Genomic DNA, 17,153 nt, shown 5'->3' with positions numbered 1-17,153 from the left:
ATCGCGCGACGCTCAAATTCACCGAGCACGGCATCGAAAGCCTCAAGGAACTCTGCCTCGACCAGAAGCGGTGAGCGCGGTCAGCACGTCTGCGCTCGATAGCCCGCGGCCCCGGCCGGATGGATACGGCGTTACGGCGTCAACGCGGAGAGGTTCATGGTTGCCGTTTCCCGCTCACCGAGCGCTTCCGCAGCCCGTTGCGGAGCGGCCTTAAGGGCGCGGGCGCGCTGGTAGAGCTTCCGTAGCTGGGCACTATGCGGGAGGGCGGTCACGGCACGCTGCGCTCGCGTGTCGTAGACAATGTAAATCAAGCGCCCAGAAGAAAGATCTCTGACCCAAACGGCCCAGATAGAGTGCCGGTCGTCACGCTGGCGCAGTATATAGGCGCGGCGATGCTCGGTCCGAATGCGGTTGAGCATCTCCGAGTAGGCGCCCGGCGGCAGCACGCAGCTGTTGTACCGTTGGAAAAGCCGGCGGTGGAAATGCCAGTCCGCCGTGGGGGTTGAGACGCCCTGCCAGCGGTGATCCCACTCCTCAAGGTTCTTAGGCACGGCATCCCCCCCGTCTTCGGCCCTACCGTCGACGCTATCGCCTAAAGCAGACGCCCGATTCTCGCCCAAACCCAGCCGCTCTTGACCAGCGCGAACCAAAATCCGAGGTCGCGCCGCCTTCACCACCCCCCCCCAGGGCTGCCGAAATCTAGGGGAGTGGTAGGCCGCGAAACCCCCGCGTTCGGGGGAGGGATCAGAGGAATCCGTGACGGGGGCTAACGAGGCCGCAGCCCTCGCCCGAGTTCCGCCTGCGCTGCCTCATAGGCGTCCTGAGCGCTGCGATAGCCGCCAGGGCCCGTCCTGAAGGTCTGTTCGTCCCTGGTGAGGCGCCAGCCCCACCCCGCCGAGCCAAAGCCTCTACGCTCCACAACAATTTCCGGGGCCGACGAGCTGGGCATCAGGTGATGTGAAAGGACGTTCATCGCTGCACTCTGGAGCGACCCGGTAGATCGGCCCGCCATCTATAAAGGAAAAGGTCCGCAGCAGGTCCGCAAACTGCTCGAACCGACGCGGACCCTCGAAAAAGTGGTGTCCCCGGCGGGATTCGAACCCACGGCCCCGGGATTAGGAAACACGTGACCTAACTTTCCGCCCGCTTCCTCTTGCCTCCGCAGGATTCCGCGTGGGCATGTTCGGAGGAGGCATTTGCTGGCCTTCACGCCTCGCGTGGCTCCGCAACCTTCCGCTTGCTCTCGCGCATCACGTCCGGGCAATGTCCGGGCAGGGCATGTCCGGGCAGGGGAAAATGGAGAAGGCATCGGAGGGGCCGACGAGGATCACGCGGGCTACGATCGAAGCGGCATGGCGGCGCCGTAGGCCTGGCTTCCGGCTGACGATCAGGGACGCGGAGTGCCGCGGCCTCGCCCTGGTGGTGAACCCCACGGGGATGGCCTGGATGCTCTCATACAAACCGCGTGGCCTGGATCCCCGCACCGGGAAGCGACCCGCAACGCGGGAGGTGCTGGTGGGCACGCCGGCCACCCATTCGCCGGAGCAGGCCCGCGCCGAGGGGGCCGCCATGAAGGGGGAGGCCAAGCGAGGAAGCGACCCCGCCCGGGAACGGAAGGCCGCCATGGCGGCGGCGGCAGGGGAGAGGGCGTCGACGGTGAAGCGCTTGATGGAGGACTACGCCATCGCCCTGCCGGCGAGGCCGAAGATGCGTGGCACGGGCACCCTGTCCCCTGCGGTGGTGAAAGAAGAGCTTCACCACCTGCGGGCCGCCATTGCCACTATGGATGTCGGCGATTTGCCCGTGACAAACATGGGCCAGCGCGAGCTACGCACTCTTCTGACCAAAGAGGCAAAGCGCCCAGCAACAGCCCGCCACCGCTTCGGCGCCCTCTCTCGCTTCCTGGATTGGTGTCAGGACGAGCGCCTGATTCCGCGAAATCCCTGCGCCGACGTGACCAAGGCAAGGCGCCCCCGGCCGGTACAGCCACGTACGCATCACCTGTCCATCGCGGAGATGGGGCAGCTCTGGCGAGCCGCCGCCGCCGCGGCCGACGCCCCCGACGCCAGCGACTTCCTGCCCGTGCATCGGGACTACGTGCGATTTCTGCTGGCCGTCCCCGCCAGGCGCAACGAGGCCGCCCGGGTGGAATGGCCGCACCTCGACTTGGAGGCGGGGTACTGGTCCATGCCTGGGAAGCTGACAAAGAACGGCGACCCTTTCCGCGTCCCTCTACCGGCCGTGATCCTGCCCATGCTGCTGAAGCGTCAGAAGGCGGCGGGGGAGGGGGCTAAGGGGCTGGTGTTCCCATCTCCCAAAGCACGGAAGGCCATCACCACGTTCAGCGCGATCAAGCTGGAGCTCGACAAGGCAAGCGGCCTCACGGGGTGGCGGTGGCACGACTTCCGGCGCTCTTTCGTGGCGGCGATGGCGAACAACGGTGTTGATGAGGCAATTGCGGACGCAATGCTGAACCACCGCCAGGCATCCACACGCGGCGGCGTACTGGGGATCTACCAGCAGGCCAAGCGCCGGCCTGAGCAGGACGCGGCCATGCGGCGATGGAATGAGCTGCTGACGGCCGCGATCGAGGAGAAAAGGCCGCAGGAGGGTGTTGTGGTCCGCTTGCCCAAGGCGGTTGGAGGCGCGTGAGCCGTTTTTCAGAGCCCGCTAAGTGTTTTCGGGTCGGGCAGGTCGGGCAGGTCGGGCACCCCTCTAAATAGCTAGCGAATACTGGGATTTTTGAGCGTTACCCCCTGCCCGACCACCGCCCATGCAGGTCGGGCAGGTCGGGCAGCCGCCCCGTTCGCTCCGGATGGCCGACCTAGACCCATCCTATCGTAAGCTGCGAGGCTTCCTTCCGTGGTATGTTCCTGCTGCCGCCCGTCCGCAAGCGCGGCAGCGACCAGGAGATCCGCATGGAGTGGATAGACAAGCACCACCTCGACGGCTTCGCCGATAGAACGGATGCGCAGGACAAGCTGCCGCGCCTAGTGGCCGACCTAATCTTGGCTACGTCGCAGGTACCTGACGTGATGCGTTTTCTCTCGGACGGAGCGGGGCGGGTGCGGGGGTTCGACGGCGTGCTGGTCTCGCCAGGCGCGCCGCCCCATGTCCCGCACGGCAGATCCTACTGGGAGTTCGGGTGTTCGCGGGAAATAAGGGACAAGGCAAGGGAAGATATTAGAAAGCGAATGGGCGAGGTGGACGACGTCGGCCGGGCCGCCTCCACCTTCGTCTTCGTCACGCCGAGGCACTATGACACCCCTGGGCGTCACCTCCATGACTTCGAGGAGGAACTCCGCGCCGAGACGGGATGGAGAGCCGTCCTGATCGTAGACGGCGCGCGACTGAGGCACTGGCTGGCCCTCGCACCGGGCGTGGCGGCGCGCTGGGCGCGCATGGAGTTTCAGGCGGTTCCGCAGGGCGTGTGGAGCGTTGAGGAATTCTGGCACGAGTATTCTAACCGCTTCGACCCGCCGCTCAAGGAAGAGGTCATCCTTGCAGGACGGCAGAAGCAGGCTGCTCAGGTGCTGGATCGTCTAGCTGCCCTCCAGCCCGACCGCATCGTAGTTTCGGCGGACTCGTCCGACGAAGCCCTCGCCTTCGCGATGGCGGCGGTCCGCAAGGCTGATCCAGCCGTGCGGCTGGTGCTAGAGGCAAGGTCGCTTGTGGTGGACACGCCCGAGGCGGCGCGGGATCTGCGGGACCGGCCGCTTGTCTATTTCCCGACATACGGCGCAGCCCGCAGCGTCGGATCCCTCGCTCAATGGGGGCCGACCATCCTGGCCAGAGGCCGCAACGACGCGGCCAGTGGTGCGGTGGAGCTGCGGCGGCCATCGCGGCACGACTTTGCTGAGGCGCTGCAGCAGCCCAGGATATCTCTGCAGAGGGCACTTCAACTCGCGTCCGAATGCGGTAGGAGCGTCACGGTGCTCGCTCGACGTATTCCGGGCATCGATCATCCGTCACCGGCATGGGTCGCCACCCCAGATCCCCTCCTACCAGCCCTGCTAGCAGGGGCTTGGGACGCTTCGTCACATGAGGACCGAGCAACCCTCGCCCGTCTCGCGGGGGTTGCCGATTATGGTGAGTGGGAGGCGCGAGTGCAGCCCTTCCTTGCGATGGACGATCCGCCCCTGGAGAATGAAGACACGATCTGGAAGGTTCGGGCGCCTGTTGACGCTTTCGTCCTGCTGGGCCGACATCTCGGCGCGGGCAACTTCGAGCGGCTGAGGCTGGCTTGTCTGGACGTTCTAGGCTGCTTGGATGCGAACTTGGACATGGTCGGCGCGGAACTGATGATGGCGGGCCGGGGGGTGCCGCACTCTGACTGGCTCCGGGATGGCCTCGCGACCGCGCTGATGATGACGGCGACCCTCCACGGGAGTGTGGGCTGCGGACCGGCTCTGGCCACCGTGGGCGGGCCTGAAAATTGGGTGGACACCACGGTAGCGACTCTTCCGGGCCTCGCGACGGACGTGCGCCTTCTCGCCAGCCTGCGAGACGCTCTCCCGATCTTGGCGGAGGCCGCCCCTATCCCTTTCGTCGCGGCGATGGAGCGCCTCGTCCTGTCCAACCCTGAGGGGGTACGGTGGCTGTTCACCGAACACACCGACTTCCTCACGTCCAAGTCCCACCATGTTCATCTCCTCTGGGCATTAGAACGGATCGCCTGGGACCCTGCCGTACTGCCGCGGGCGGCCCTTCTCCTGGCCAAGCTCGCGGCCCTAGACCCGGCTCCTAACAGCAGATTTATCAACCGGCCGATGCGTAGCCTGCGCTCCATCCTGCTGCCCTGGCTGCCAGGCACAGACGCAAGCTTGCTGAAGCGCCTTGCGGTTCTGACTGCGATCATCCGGGCCAGCGAACCGGTCGGATGGGAGCTGTGTATGCGCCTGCTTCCCGAGCATCACGGCGTCGCGGAACCCACAGCACGGCCCCGTCTCCGAGAAGCCGGGTCATACGACGACGGAACCCCGAGGCAGGAGACCAACCAAGCATGGGCTGCGGTCGCCAATCACGTACTCGGCATGGTCGGAACCGACCAGGAACGATGGATCACGCTGCTCGACCGTATTGAGGTCCTCTCACCTGAGGATCAGGCGCGGGCAACGCAGCAGCTGGAAGGCGTCCTTGCGGCAGCGGAGGGGGATGGTCGGGCGGGGCTATGGAAGAAGCTCCGAGACGTTGCGGCGCGGCATGCCGAGTTCCCCGACGCGGGATGGACATTGAAGGGAAAGCAGCTTGAGGCACTCGCCAGCCTCGTGCGCCAGTTCGAGCCGGAGGATCGCGTTTCCGTCGCGGCGCCCCTTTTCGACTTCTACCGCCCGTCGCGTCTTCGAGCCCTCACGGGGGAGGAAATGACGGAAGCGGCTCTGGAGGAGGCCCGCGCTGCCGCGGTGACTGACCTACTGAGCCGGGAAGGAAGCGACGGGTTGCTGCGCCTTGCGGAGGCCGTGCGCGCCCCTGGGCTGCTCGCAGTTCCTGCTGTGCTAGCGGTAGACACGCCTGAGGCGGTCCTTGTTCTGTGCTCGGCGGCCCACGCCGCGAACACGGGGAACTCCTGTACCCTTGCCCGCGCCCTTTCCGGCGCGGCCGCCCGAATCTACGGCGACGCATGGCGGGAATTGCTTGCCTGTACTGCGCAAGAAGGGCGCGTGGCCGAGCAGGTGGCCGACTTGGCGCTCGGCTTCGACGACGGTCCCGCGACCTGGGACTTCGTTGACCGCATCGGCGACGCTGTAGCCAACGCTTTTTGGAGGGGGAGGCATCCGTGGCGGCTCGCACAGGAAGATGCTGCGTTCAATGAGCGCGCGGCCAAGCGGTATCTCGCCGTCGGACGACCTTACCAAGCGCTAACCACCCTCGCAGAGGCCGGCCGCCCCCCGGTCGCACTCGTTTTCGAGGCTCTCGACGGCACCCTATCCGCCCTGAATGCCGGCCCCATCGACGACCCGACTATGCTGTCTTTCCACCTCGAACAGGTGTTCGACGGGCTGCGCGCACGGGATGATGTGAACCTCGACGAATTGGCACACCGCGAATTCGCCTACCTGCCTCTCTTGGGACGGGCGCGGAAGGGGCACGGGGATCTGGCCATCTTCCGCCTGATGGCGACCGACCCAACCATGTTCGTCGACGCGGTAAAGCTCGTCTTCCGAGGCGCATCGGAGGAGCCGCGAGAGTTGGACGAGGCGGAGCGCAACCTTGCCAATGCGGCCTACAACCTCCTGGAAGCGTTTCGCACCGTTCCTGGCGCAACGGCCAACGGCGTGAACGGAGAAGCGATGGCTCTTTGGGTGCGGGAGGCGCTGCGGCAGCTGCGAGAGGCCGACCGCGCGGCGATCGGCGCTCAGTGTATCGGGAAGGTGCTGGCCCACGGGCCGCCTGACCCTGGCGACTGCGCGTGGCCGGGCGTCCCCGTGCGCGATGTCATTGAGGAAGCGGCGTCGGACGACCTTGAGACGGGTATCCGCATCGAGCGCTTCAACATGCGCGGGGTGCATTCGAGGGGGCTCTACGAAGGCGGCGACCAGGAGCGGCGGCTGGCCGCGGAAAGCGAGGAGTGGGCGGACGTTTGTACGGCTTGGCCTCGCACCTCGGCCATGCTGACAGCCATCGCCGCGACTTGGCAGGAGGATGCCCGGCGCGAGGACGTGCGAGCGAGGCAGCGTATGATGGAGGATTGACTTAACCTCGAACGCTTACGTGGCCGCCCATCCTTGCCCTCGCACCGGCCAGCGTCACCCTGCGGGCTTTACTACTTGGTCGATGGCGCATCGCTGCGGCTTTTAACAATGAGCCATCGATCGGACATATGATGGCTCATTAGTCACAGTATCGAGAAAGACGTTCCGCAGAACACCGCACCCCTGCGCAACCAAAAGCACCTGCTGTTCCCTGACTGTCCAGAGCATCCCGCCCGCCTGCCTGCTACGATATACTTTGCTTATAGATGCAGGAATGCCCTGTTGAAGGAGCAAAGATCTTGCCCGACCAAGAGAGCAAGCGCCGCGAGATGGCGGACTTCCTGGGATCCTCCATGGAGGCGATCAACGCCGCCTTCGAAGCATCCATGGAGCGGCACAAGGCCGCTGGCTTGCCGCTGGCGCTCCACCCGATGCCTTCGGCCAACGAGGTTCACCTCGCGATGGAGAGTGAGCCGGCCTGCATGACGGCCGCCATGATCTTCTGATGCTGCAGCTCAATCCGCCCCTGCCGATGGACACGCCGAAGGGGCCGGGGCTGGCGCATTTCGTCATCGACTACGGTCCCGAAGCGCATCTGCTCTGGGTCGTCTTCCTCGACGCGGACGGGGCCTGCTGGACGGTCCCGAACCCCGAGGTGCGGATGCAATCCAACTGGACCTTCAACAGGGGAAGGAAGCACGCATGACGCTGGATCTCTCGGCGCTTGATCGTCACGAAGGCCACATCGCATTTGCGTTCAGCGGTGGGAAAGACAGCCTCGCCTGCGCATACCTGCTGCGCGACCACCTGCATCGGATGACGGTCTATCACGTCAGCACCGGGGACCAGATGCAGGAGGTGATCGACATCGTGGATCACGTCCGGGGCATGGCGCCGAACTTCGTCACCATCAGGACGGACAAGGAGGCCTGGGTCCGCCAGCACGGCCTGCCCTCCGACCTGGTGCCGCATTCCTCCCACCAACTGGGCCAGGAGATGCGGGAGAGCCCTGTTCGCCTGGTTTCGCGCTACGACTGCTGCTTCTACAACCTGATGCTGCCCAACCACGAGCGCATCAAGGCGGACGGCAACACGCTCATCATCCGTGGCACCAAGCTCTCCGACATGAAGCGCGTGCCCTTCCGGTCAGGCGAGGTGAAGGATGGGGTGGAGCTCTTCCTGCCCATCGAGGACTGGGACGACGCCAAGGTGTTCGCCTATTTGCGTGAAGTAGGAGCGCCGATCGCGCCGGTCTATGCCGAGGCCGGCGTGGTGCACACGCCGGAGTGCATGCGCTGCAGCGCCTGGCTGAACGAGAGCCTGGCCCTCTACCTGCGGCGCCGATACCCCGAGGCCTTCCACGACTACGCCATGCGCCTCCAGGCCATTGCCGGGGCCATCGGGCCGTCTGTGCAGAACCTGCAGCGCGAGCTGGGGGCCGTCGCCAAGGCAGTGCAGATCGCGGGCATACCCGAGCTTCCCGCTCCTGCTGGACAGTCGGCCCAGGCGGAGGGCGTGGCGTGAACTATGAACTCGGCTCGCCGCCGGAGTTTCGGTGCCCCTCCTTTGGGCTGACGCTGCAGGAGGCGTACCGCCTTCTCCGCGGGGCACCGGCCGCCTCCCAGGTGGTGCGGACGGCGGTCCTGGGCACCACGGCATCGCTGGTGATGGAGCTCTCTGCCACGGCGCGGGATGGCCTTCCCGACCGTCGCGATGCGGCGATCCAGGACATGGAGACGATCCTGGACGTGTGCGGGATGGCTGACCCGCTGCTCCGCCCCATCATCGACACAGCGCGGGCCGTGGTGCCCGAGCGGGACGCCCAGGAGGGCGCGGCCGAGAAGCGGGACACCTCCATTGCCTGGCTCCTTCGCCAGCTCCGCGCGCATTGCGTGAGCGGTGTGGGCATCGAGCGGGGAGACGAGGCGATGATGTGCGCCGCCGCCGCACTGGGGATGGGGCTCTCGGCCTGCCCGTGGGTGCCGAGCCCTCCAGAGAGGCGGGGGTGATGCCCGGAAAGCCGGCGCCCGGGATGGTGATGGCTTGCATCCGCCGTCGGAATGGAGAGGGTGCAGGCCGCATGATGACCCCCGCAGGAGACCGCCATGGCGCCGCGTAGGAGCGCCCCGAAGGATCAGCCGGAGGAGGAAGCCGTGGATTGGATGACGACCGCCATCCACGTTCCGCGCAATGTGCTGGTGCTGCTGCGCCGAGTGGCGGTGGAGCGGGCGAACCGCAACGGCGGCCGCGCATCGGTCTCGGCTGTGCTAGTGGATCTCGTGCGTGCGAATGCGGCCGAGCTGGAGAAAGGGGCGGGCCGATAAGTGGGAAACCTTCCCACGCCCGGAAGGCGAACTCGGCTTTGGCTGAGAAAGCGGCCCAGGTCGTGGCCGGGCCGGAGGATACCTGCATGTCAGCCTGCCGGCTCTGGCTCGCGCAATACTCCTGGCCTGCCGAGTGGCAGAGGCCCCGGCAGCGCCGAAGAAGTCGTCACTACGATCTACCAACGCGCATAATTCCAGGCTGAGCGTCAGGCGGCTCTGGAAGTCTAGGCTGAGCATCTGGTCGCCTGTGGGGAGGGCGGGGAGGCCTCGTCCAAGGTGGCGCCGATCAGAGGGGCGGGGCATGGGTGACACGCCGCAAACTTCTAATTTTAGCCCACCCTTGTGTTTTTCGGTCGGACAGGTCGGACAGGGCCCTGGCAAGTTCAGCGGTCTGGCGGGGGTGGATCATGCGCAGCGCTGCCAAGCCCCAAGCCCATGCCCATTCCGCCTCCCAGTGCCGTGCCACCGCCCCCACCTCCGCTGCCCTGCCGGGCGTCTTCCTTCCCACGCCCGCCCCTCCCTTGCCCGCCGGAACTCGACGGCCGCGTGGGGCCCTGCATGGGTATCGTCAGGTCGACGGGTATGGGGTCCAGATCGAGCGCTTCGCGGATGAAATCGCGGAGTGAGACGACAAGCTCATGCGTGTGAATGGGGCGTCCGGCGACCAGCTCCCGCGCAGCGCGCTCCGCCAAGCGGACATGCTCTTCGGTCCCAAGCAGCATGACGTCCGACAGAGCGGCCTCAACAGCGTCGCGAATCCGCCTTGGTCGGTCGGTCCCCGTGGTGCCGTCGGCATCCAGACGCAATTTCACCGTTGCCTCGCCTTCCGAGGAAGGCTCCTCGGGTCGGCGTAAATCCCGCAGATGCATGGGATCCACCGTCAGATCGCCCGTGAAGGAGCCGCCCAAGGTCCTGTAGGCCGCGATGAGCGTGCGCAGGCGCTCGTTGATCTGCCTATTCATGCGCTCGCGGCGCTGCTGGATGGTGAACATCACCAGCAGCCGAATGCCCACGCCGATCAGCGTGAACAGCGCCAAGCCGACCAGCGTCATGAGCGCGCCTTGCCACGAACTGAAGTCCATGTTGCGCATCAAAAGCTCCCCGTCAGCCGAACACACTGGCGAGGCGGGAACGCACGTCCGACCCGACAGTCTTCGACTTTCATTTTTAGCCCCACCCCTTTGAGCTCCGGTCGGGGCAGGCTCTGCGCGCAGGCCGTTTCCGATGCGCCTAACACCGCATCTAGAACGCAAAGCGGCCGGCAGGGCCCAAGGGGAGTGGGTCTGCCGGCCGTTTTATCCAAGCCTGAACAGGGGGAGGCTTGGGTCGGCGTCGTTCTAAGTCACAGAACCGTGATAATCAACCTAAAGTTGTGCGGACACAAAAAGCGTCCGGGGATGAGGAGACGCCCCACCCGCCGGCCGCTCAGTCTCGCGGGCAGAACGTTTCACACCGCCCTGGATGCTCCCGCAGTGCGTGAAGCCTGCGCTGGCCAGGGACATTCGTCACCCTACCTTTTTCGGCATCTGTCAGCCGGTCGGCGCCAGGGCTAGGTGGTGATGGCCTCTAGGCGACGCACTTTTGTTCGGCCACGCTTGGCCGGCAAGAATCCAGGCGGGGCAGAGATGGCACCGGAGATCAAGGACTGATGACCCTTCCTCCGCTCTTGCCCCCGGAAGAAGAGCGCAGCGCCATGGCGCTGATAATCGAGGGCGAAGAGCTGATAGCCAAGTGGGCTAAGCTCAGTCTGAGACAACGGCGGGTCCTCCTGGCGCTCGTGAGGACGATGACTGACGGAAAACACAAGTGACCCCTCCGCTCCACCCCCTCGGCCCAGAGGCTGAACGGGATGCGATGATCCTGCTCATCCAGTCGGAGGAGCTGATGGCGCGCTGGGCAAAGCTGGATCCGGAGAAGCGGCGCCTGGTGCTGGCCCTGGTTAGAGCGATGACGGAAGGCGAGCAGTGAGCGGATACACCGGCACCTCTCAGGCGGAACGAATGCGCCAAGCCCGCATCGCGGAGCGGAGGCGACCGGTGGATAATCCGCCGACATGCGGCGTGCTAGGTATTCTCGAGATCATTCGCCACTGGTGGCGCATGCCGGAGCACCGCCGGAGGGAGTTGCTCCTGCTTGCGCGGGAGACGGAGGGGGCGGAGTGGCGGCATACTAGGCCCCGGTCAGGGCGATGACGGAAGCGGAGTGGTGAGCCGTCCTTCCTACCCTCTCCGCCTGCCAATTACCGGCCGTGAACGCGGGGGCCACACCGGGTATAGTATTCCAGCATGGTGAAGAACGGTCGGGAAAGGCCCGTCCCAGTCACCGACGGAAGCCGCCAGCTTTCCGCTGACGACCTGATGCGGCTCGTCACTGCCCCTAAGGGCACGGCCGGCCAGTTTGGCTGGACCCTGGCTCCTGAGAGAAAACCTGACCAGGTACCTTTCTCGCGGACCTACGACCTTCGAATTCAGCTTACAATCGAGGGCCAGATCATCCCTGGCCTGCTGCTACGGGGTCGGGCGCTGGAGGCTCGATACCCCCAAGACCTGAACCTTCGCCTCCAACTTCATAAGGCCGTCTTGGCGAGGGCTACTCTCTTCCCGGACGGGCTGCATACGAACCGCCTCCCGCGTGGCGACGGACGGACATTGCCGGCAGGCCGACCGAGGTATTACCCCTATCGGCCCGACCGGGACTACCCGCCGTCAACCGGCGGCCCTTGGTTCGCAGAATTGATTACAGAACCCGTGGACACGGCCGAAGCCCTGATTCAGTATTGCCGTTCGAAGTGGTTCATCTCGGAGCCTATTCCGACGCCGCCATATAACCCGGTGCTGCTATGAACACGCTCATCACTGCTAGGCCGACCGCCGACGACCCCTTTGCGCTCTTTCCGGAGCGTTGGGAGGGGCGTGATGGGGTGCATATCTCCACACACTGCATGTTCTCCAATGGAGACCACGTGGGGATCCTGGTTCGGCAGGACCGAAAGGGGCGGAGCTTTGTCTCTGACAACGGGTGTGCTTGGGAAGCGTTAGCGGCTGCTGGCTTGGATCCGGACACGGGTAGGCTCGTTACCGATGCCCGGAACTACGCTGAGGCGCACGGCATAGCCTTCTCAGCGGGCGAGTTCTTTGCTCGGGATGTCGATGCCGAAGTCCTCTCGGGACACGTTATGCACCTGGCCAATACCGTCCAGTCGTGGGTCGCCTTGCACGTCTCAAAGATCTCGCACGTAGGCTCATTGAGCCTCGATGACCGGCTCCTTTTTGCCCTGGACCGCGTCTATGGTCATCAGGTCGTTGGGCGTCACCTGGAGGTCGCTGGAGACAGCACTCGCACCTACGAGATGACCGCAGTAGTGACTGTCGCGGAGAATCGTTCCGCTATTTTCCGGACGGTGGCCCCGGTTCCGGCCTCCTTCTTCGCTTGCCACACTGCCTTCGCAGATGTGGCTCTCGCCCGTCGCAAAGATATCCGGGTAGCGGTCATCGAAGGTAGCGAAAGATGGCAGTCCGCCGACCTGGCTCTTCTTGGGCAGGCCGCGTCCCATGTCATTGACCTGGACCGCAACGCAGAGACTGCCTTCCGCCGTCTAGCCTCGTAGCAACAGCCCGCGGACCGGCCGGGCCGATTGCAACCGGGTTTAAACTTCCGCCCCGCCTAACCGGCGGGGCTTCTTCGTTCTGACCTGATCCACCCCACCCGCTCCAATGCGGGACCTCGTGACGTCTGACCCGGTGCCCTGCGGTCAGGTGCGCACTTGGTCTAGATAGACGCAACCCAGCGACGAATCGGCTGTGAAGGAGCATCATCCCGCGACATGAGCGGAGGCGTGACCGTGGAGCGGCGAACCGAAGAGAGGCACCTCACAGTCAAGGCGGCGGAAATCCTGTTCGGCCACACATCAATAGAGTGCGTGGTCTTTGACGCTTCGGCGTCGGGGATCAAGCTTTACCTGCCTTCTCCTCCGGACATCCCCGAGCTGGTGACACTGCGGCTCCCCAACGGGGCCTATCAAGTTGCCCGCCGAGCTTGGGTGGGGGAAGGCCTGATAGGCTTTGAATTCCTAGCGGCTCTCCCCAGCTAAGGCCCGTCGAGGGTAAAGCCGACCTTCAGCGTCACCTGATAGTGCCCGACTTTGCCGTCGGCCACTTCGCCCCGCACCTGAACCACCTCGAACCAGCGGATGTTCCTGATTGTGGAGCTGGCCCTGGTGATGGCATTCTGGATTGCGTCGGAGACACTCTCCCCCGAGGTGCCGACCAACTCGATGAGCTTGTAGACGTGCTCTGCCATGAGGGCCTCCATCCGGCGCTCCGGGCATCCTGGCACGACGACTTAGGCGTAAGGGCTCAACTTTCCGCTGCCCGCCCCGCTCCGCCCGTGGCTCATGAAAAGAACCCGGCCGGATTGCTCCAGCCGGGCCGAGTAATCTTCAGGAACGCCCCGCCGGGGAAGGTTAGCGGGGCCGGGGGCTCGAACGTGTCCCAGCGATGGAGGTTTGAGGCCGGTTTCTGTACCGTTCCCCTCCTCGCAACCTTGCCCGCCCCGCAGCCGGGCAAGAGAAAGCCCGGCGGTGGTGCCCGCCGGGCGAGTTCAAGGTCGGAGACTACGCTACGCGAACGCGGCCGCTCTGACCGCGCCGCCAAAACGATTCCGCTCTGCACCAGTTTGCCCCACCGCCCCGCTGCGCTGACGGGGCTTCTTTCCTTAGTGCCCGTGTCCCGCGACCACGATGGGCGGCTTTCCCAGCTACAGGCCTACGCCGCTTCCATTTCCGCAGCGGGCTCGCACTCTGCCGCCTCCGTGTCCGATGCAGCCCGGTGACCTTCGCCCCTCACCGCCGCAGCGCACAGCGCGTACAACTCCTGAACCTGCTCCTGCGTCGGCCTAGACGCCCGCACCACGCCATCGGACACCGCGGCGGTCTTCCTCTCGGCCAACAGGATCTTCTCCGTCAGCTTGCGCCCGACCTCATCGGGCGTGGTGGGAAAACCCCTCGCGGCCAGCCTGGCGGAAGCGAGTTCAGCGCGGCGAAGAAGGTGCGCGGCGCGGCGCCCGTTCTGCGGCCCAGATCTTTCAGCCCGCGAGCCGTCCAGAGGCATCAACCCTATCCTTCGCCTACCAGGGCCAAGCAGCCGCAGCTGTTATGCCTTCCAGAACGATAGGAGAGATCATGCCGAATCGGCAACTGTTTCCGGGGACCGCTGAGGTTACCGCCCCCTCGCGCCACCAGTGCCAGGACCATGCGGGTGGAGTCAGCCACCCGTCCGGCGTCTAGATCTCGGTCCAGGCCCCCTCCCGGAATAGGGCATTCGGCTACCTGCAGAGGCTTTCGCAGGGCACCCCGTCGTGGTCCCCATCCAGCCGTGAGAGCCCGCACTGGCTGAGGTAGAAGCGAGCCTCCGCACAGCTCGTCATCTCGCGGCAGTAGCGCTTGGCGCCGCAGCTGGAGCCGCCGGAGGCGAGTGGCGAGGATCGCGCGGGAGCAGCCGGGGCTTGCTGCGGCTGTTGGAGCGTGTGGCCCCTCTCTACTGCCCTCCACTCCCAAGGCGGCGTGCGTTCCGCCTCGGGTAGTGCCCAGAGCCCGCGGCGCGCCGCCTTTGCCTCAGCCTCGATCCGCAGCAGCGAGGCATCCCGGCTGTACTGGCGGTAGACCCACGCGGCGCCTTGCCGGACCATCTCGGCGTTCACGTCCACCGGGCCTGCGTAGACCCGGCCGACGGTACGGCCGTAGCGGTCCGTGTCCTGCACGACCACGCGCACCTCCTTGCCGAAGGCCAGTTCGGAGAGCGCTTGACGGGCCCGGCTGCCGTAGGGCTGTCGGCTCTCCGGCGTGTCGATCTCCCCGAGGCGAATCCGCACTTGGCTCCGCTCCGGCGTCAGCAGGGTCAGGGTGTCCCCATCGGCCAAGCCCACTACGCGCCCTGTTAGCTCAGCCGCCCAAGCGGGCAGGCCGGCGAGGATCAGGGCGAGAATGACGAGGACGGCCGGCCAGCGGCGATGCAGACGAAGCATGCTTTAGGGTGCCACACTTCGCCTTATAGTTGTAGCGGCTGGGCAAGTCGGCTTTGGCTTGGCACCATGTGCGGCCCTGGAGGTGAGCAATGGACATGCAGTCGAAAGTAGTCCGCCTCCCCCGATACGAGGTCAGGATCGACAGCTACAGGGCCGCGAAGATCCTGATCGACAAGCACGGCGCCGAGGCTGGGACGGTCGCGAGCCGCCGTATGCAGGAACTGCTGGACGCTGCGGACGAAGCCGGCGCAGCCGCCTGGGCTGACATTCACTTCGCGATCGGCGAAATAACCCGCGGGCCACGACCGGGCGAGGTCCGGAACTGAGGCTTCGGATGACACAGGACCCTGCCGCGCCCACGCTCCACACCGACCCGGCGCCGGTTCCGCTGGACGTGCCGATCATCCTCTTCGGCTTCAATCGGCCGGCCTATCTGGAGCGGGTTTGTGCCTCCCTGCTGAACCAGCGGGGGGTCGTGCTGAACCCGCGACGGGTCTTCCTGCTGCAGGACGGCGCCGTCTCCCTCCGCACTGGGCTGCGCTATGCGGAGGATGCGGAAATCGAGGCCTCCATCGCGGCCTTCCGCGCGTATTTTCCGCGCGGGCAGGTCGCGGCGGCGCGCGGAAATCTGGGCATCGCGGCGAATATCCGGCGCGGTGAGGCCCTGGCCTTCGAGGCACTGGATGCCGATTGCGCCTATTTCTTCGAGGACGACCTGGAGCTAGGCCCGGAATATCTGCGTATCATGGGCGATCTGCGGGTGCTGTCGGACCGCGATCTGCGGATCGGCTATTTCGCCGCTTACGGAAACCACAAGGGCAATCAGACCGGGTACGACGCCCGGATCTTCCGCATGGCCCATCACTGGGGTTTTGGGCTCAAGCGGAACGCTTGGCGGCGGCTCCGCGCATGGCTGGCGCCCTACGACGCCATCGTGGACCGTGCTGATTATGGCTCCCGCGACAACCTCGCGATCTATCAGTGGATGGAGACGCTGTCCGTCGCGACACCCTTCTCCTCCCAGGATGCGGCGAAGACCTTGGGCTGCCAGGAGCTCGGGATCGCACGGGTCATGACCAACCTGTGCTTCGGCCGCTACATCGGTGCCAAGGGTGCCTCGTTCACTGAGGAGAGCTTTAGGGAGCTCGGCTTCGAGGGACACAACTGGCTGGAGGGACCCGAATACCGTCTCGTGGTCGGTGGTGACGACCCCGTTGGCAAGATCATCGCCGACCGCAAGGCCTACTATGAGCGGGTGCGGCAGGAAGAGTTCCCGGCCTTCCTCGCGAAGTTCCAACAAACTCACTTCGACGCTGAACAGATCCTGACCCGCTCGGCGGCAGAGCGCCTCTGCATTATGCTCCTCGATGCGCAGCCGGGTGAGGAACTGTTAAACATAATTGCCGATAAGATGAGCCTTCGGAATGCGCGCGCTTGGCTCATGCGCCTTCGCGAGGCCAGCTAGAGTTTCAGGCCGCCCTCCAGGCTGTACAGCGCGCCCTTGCGGTTCGAGCGAATGAGGGCGTCACAGTAGGAAAATGACGGCCCGCCGTGCGGGCCTTCGTGCTTGTCGACGCGCGTCTCGTGGCGGGTGAGCTCGGGGAGGAGGGAGGGGTTGGTGGACAGACCGCCCACCCGCGCGCCCTGCGCCAGGGCTATGTGAGGGACGATGCGAAAGAAATCGGCTCCGATCTGCCGTTTACGAAAGTCCAATTCTCAGCAGATCAGAATGCCCCCGCACGAGCCACGCGACCGCCAGCACGAGCACCAGCCCAGCCACACCCACGACCGTCAGGGTGGCGAAGGCCACGGGCCGCGTCTATCCCCAGGTTGAATCTTCCGCCCCAATGCATTACGTCCCGACAAATTGACTGGACAGATCGAGGACGCGGAAATGCTGCCGTGGCGGCTCGTCCTGGCTGCCCTTGTCGCCGGCTGCCTCCTGGTTACCGCATCCCCTGCGCGAGCCCACTGTGCGAAGTCGGAGCAGAGCTATGCGGGAATTTGGGTGACGCGGTGATCAGGCGGCGTTCTGTGCTGGCGTGTTGGTGACCTCGACGCCGTTCTTGAATGTGACGCCCTGGATGAGCTTGGGCAACTGGTTCTCGCCCTTCAG

The 17,153-nt window shown here is 65.4% G+C and carries 19 protein-coding genes; 13 read left to right on the top strand and 6 right to left on the bottom strand.

What is annotated here, in order from left to right:
- Positions 1-131: 131 nt before the first annotated feature.
- Positions 132-551 (bottom strand): hypothetical protein, encoded by a 420-nt coding sequence (locus tag ACO1BU_RS31970; RefSeq protein ID WP_424139990.1) that lies wholly within the window; start codon positions 549-551, stop codon positions 132-134.
- Between the two features lie 628 nt (positions 552-1,179).
- On the opposite strand from ACO1BU_RS31970, the gene ACO1BU_RS31965 reads away from it, so the two are divergent.
- The 7 genes from ACO1BU_RS31965 (at position 1,180) to ACO1BU_RS31935 (ending at position 9,016) form a co-directional block, all read left to right on the top strand.
- On the top strand, positions 1,180-2,652 hold the full coding sequence (locus ACO1BU_RS31965) for a tyrosine-type recombinase/integrase (RefSeq protein WP_424139989.1): 1,473 nt from the start codon (positions 1,180-1,182) through the stop codon (positions 2,650-2,652).
- A gap of 266 nt (positions 2,653-2,918) precedes the next feature.
- On the top strand, positions 2,919-6,692 hold the full coding sequence (locus ACO1BU_RS31960) for a hypothetical protein (RefSeq protein WP_424139988.1): 3,774 nt from the start codon (positions 2,919-2,921) through the stop codon (positions 6,690-6,692).
- Between the two features lie 299 nt (positions 6,693-6,991).
- Positions 6,992-7,198: a hypothetical protein gene (locus ACO1BU_RS31955; RefSeq protein ID WP_424139987.1), complete on the top strand. Its 207-nt coding sequence runs from the start codon at positions 6,992-6,994 to the stop codon at positions 7,196-7,198.
- Complete coding sequence (locus tag ACO1BU_RS31950; RefSeq protein WP_424139986.1) at positions 7,198-7,398, top strand: hypothetical protein; 201 nt, start codon at positions 7,198-7,200, stop codon at positions 7,396-7,398. The genes ACO1BU_RS31955 and ACO1BU_RS31950 overlap by 1 nt, the downstream gene beginning before the upstream one ends.
- Complete coding sequence (locus tag ACO1BU_RS31945; protein ID WP_424139985.1) at positions 7,395-8,216, top strand: phosphoadenosine phosphosulfate reductase domain-containing protein; 822 nt, start codon at positions 7,395-7,397, stop codon at positions 8,214-8,216. Before ACO1BU_RS31950 ends, ACO1BU_RS31945 begins: the two co-directional genes overlap by 4 nt.
- Positions 8,213-8,701 carry a hypothetical protein gene (locus ACO1BU_RS31940; RefSeq protein WP_424139984.1) on the top strand — a complete coding sequence of 163 codons (489 nt, stop codon included), beginning with the start codon at positions 8,213-8,215 and terminating at the stop codon, positions 8,699-8,701. Before ACO1BU_RS31945 ends, ACO1BU_RS31940 begins: the two co-directional genes overlap by 4 nt.
- Positions 8,702-8,797: 96 nt before the next feature.
- A complete protein-coding gene (locus ACO1BU_RS31935) occupies positions 8,798-9,016 on the top strand; it encodes a hypothetical protein (RefSeq protein ID WP_424139983.1) in 219 nt (72 codons plus the stop codon).
- Between the two features lie 383 nt (positions 9,017-9,399).
- Here the strand turns inward: ACO1BU_RS31935 and ACO1BU_RS31930 are convergent, their stop codons facing one another.
- Positions 9,400-10,107 (bottom strand): hypothetical protein, encoded by a 708-nt coding sequence (locus tag ACO1BU_RS31930; protein ID WP_424139982.1) that lies wholly within the window; start codon positions 10,105-10,107, stop codon positions 9,400-9,402.
- Between the two features lie 557 nt (positions 10,108-10,664).
- On the opposite strand from ACO1BU_RS31930, the gene ACO1BU_RS31925 reads away from it, so the two are divergent.
- The 4 genes from ACO1BU_RS31925 to ACO1BU_RS31910 all read left to right on the top strand — a co-directional run bounded on the left by ACO1BU_RS31925 (position 10,665) and on the right by ACO1BU_RS31910 (position 13,106).
- Entirely contained in the window at positions 10,665-10,826 is a 162-nt protein-coding gene (locus ACO1BU_RS31925; RefSeq protein WP_424139981.1) for a hypothetical protein, read from the top strand.
- Positions 10,823-10,984 (top strand): hypothetical protein, encoded by a 162-nt coding sequence (locus tag ACO1BU_RS31920; RefSeq protein ID WP_424139980.1) that lies wholly within the window; start codon positions 10,823-10,825, stop codon positions 10,982-10,984. The genes ACO1BU_RS31925 and ACO1BU_RS31920 overlap by 4 nt, the downstream gene beginning before the upstream one ends.
- Before the next feature lie 871 nt (positions 10,985-11,855).
- Complete coding sequence (locus ACO1BU_RS31915) at positions 11,856-12,623, top strand: hypothetical protein (protein WP_424139979.1); 768 nt, start codon at positions 11,856-11,858, stop codon at positions 12,621-12,623.
- 216 nt (positions 12,624-12,839) lie between these two features.
- Positions 12,840-13,106 carry a PilZ domain-containing protein gene (locus ACO1BU_RS31910; protein WP_424139978.1) on the top strand — a complete coding sequence of 89 codons (267 nt, stop codon included), beginning with the start codon at positions 12,840-12,842 and terminating at the stop codon, positions 13,104-13,106.
- Here ACO1BU_RS31910 and ACO1BU_RS31905 read toward each other — a convergent pair.
- The 3 genes from ACO1BU_RS31905 to ACO1BU_RS31895 all read right to left on the bottom strand — a co-directional run bounded on the left by ACO1BU_RS31905 (position 13,103) and on the right by ACO1BU_RS31895 (position 15,037).
- Positions 13,103-13,315: a dodecin gene (locus ACO1BU_RS31905; RefSeq protein ID WP_424139977.1), complete on the bottom strand. Its 213-nt coding sequence runs from the start codon at positions 13,313-13,315 to the stop codon at positions 13,103-13,105. The genes ACO1BU_RS31910 and ACO1BU_RS31905 overlap by 4 nt on opposite strands.
- 464 nt (positions 13,316-13,779) lie before the next feature.
- A complete protein-coding gene (locus tag ACO1BU_RS31900) occupies positions 13,780-14,124 on the bottom strand; it encodes a hypothetical protein (RefSeq protein ID WP_424139976.1) in 345 nt (114 codons plus the stop codon).
- 214 nt (positions 14,125-14,338) lie between these two features.
- The gene (locus ACO1BU_RS31895; RefSeq protein ID WP_424139975.1) at positions 14,339-15,037 is read right to left on the bottom strand and encodes a thermonuclease family protein; all 699 of its coding nucleotides are present in this window, start codon (positions 15,035-15,037) and stop codon (positions 14,339-14,341) included.
- Positions 15,038-15,126: 89 nt separating this feature from the next.
- On the opposite strand from ACO1BU_RS31895, the gene ACO1BU_RS31890 reads away from it, so the two are divergent.
- Together ACO1BU_RS31890 and ACO1BU_RS31885 are read left to right on the top strand one after the other, a co-directional pair.
- A complete protein-coding gene (locus ACO1BU_RS31890; RefSeq protein ID WP_424139974.1) occupies positions 15,127-15,363 on the top strand; it encodes a hypothetical protein in 237 nt (78 codons plus the stop codon).
- Positions 15,364-15,371: 8 nt separating this feature from the next.
- Positions 15,372-16,502: a glycosyltransferase family protein gene (locus ACO1BU_RS31885; protein WP_424139973.1), complete on the top strand. Its 1,131-nt coding sequence runs from the start codon at positions 15,372-15,374 to the stop codon at positions 16,500-16,502.
- Here ACO1BU_RS31885 and ACO1BU_RS31880 read toward each other — a convergent pair.
- Positions 16,499-16,750, bottom strand: coding sequence for a hypothetical protein (locus ACO1BU_RS31880; RefSeq protein WP_424139972.1), 252 nt, complete (start codon positions 16,748-16,750; stop codon positions 16,499-16,501). The two genes, ACO1BU_RS31885 and ACO1BU_RS31880, sit on opposite strands and share 4 nt — an antisense overlap.
- Between the last annotated feature and the right edge of the window lie 403 nt (positions 16,751-17,153).

Source organism: Roseomonas chloroacetimidivorans (assembly GCF_049629625.1).
Taxonomy (GTDB): domain Bacteria; phylum Pseudomonadota; class Alphaproteobacteria; order Acetobacterales; family Acetobacteraceae; genus Roseomonas; species Roseomonas chloroacetimidivorans.
Note: the sequence above shows the minus strand (reverse complement) of the source record. Positions and strands in the feature narration are given on the sequence as shown.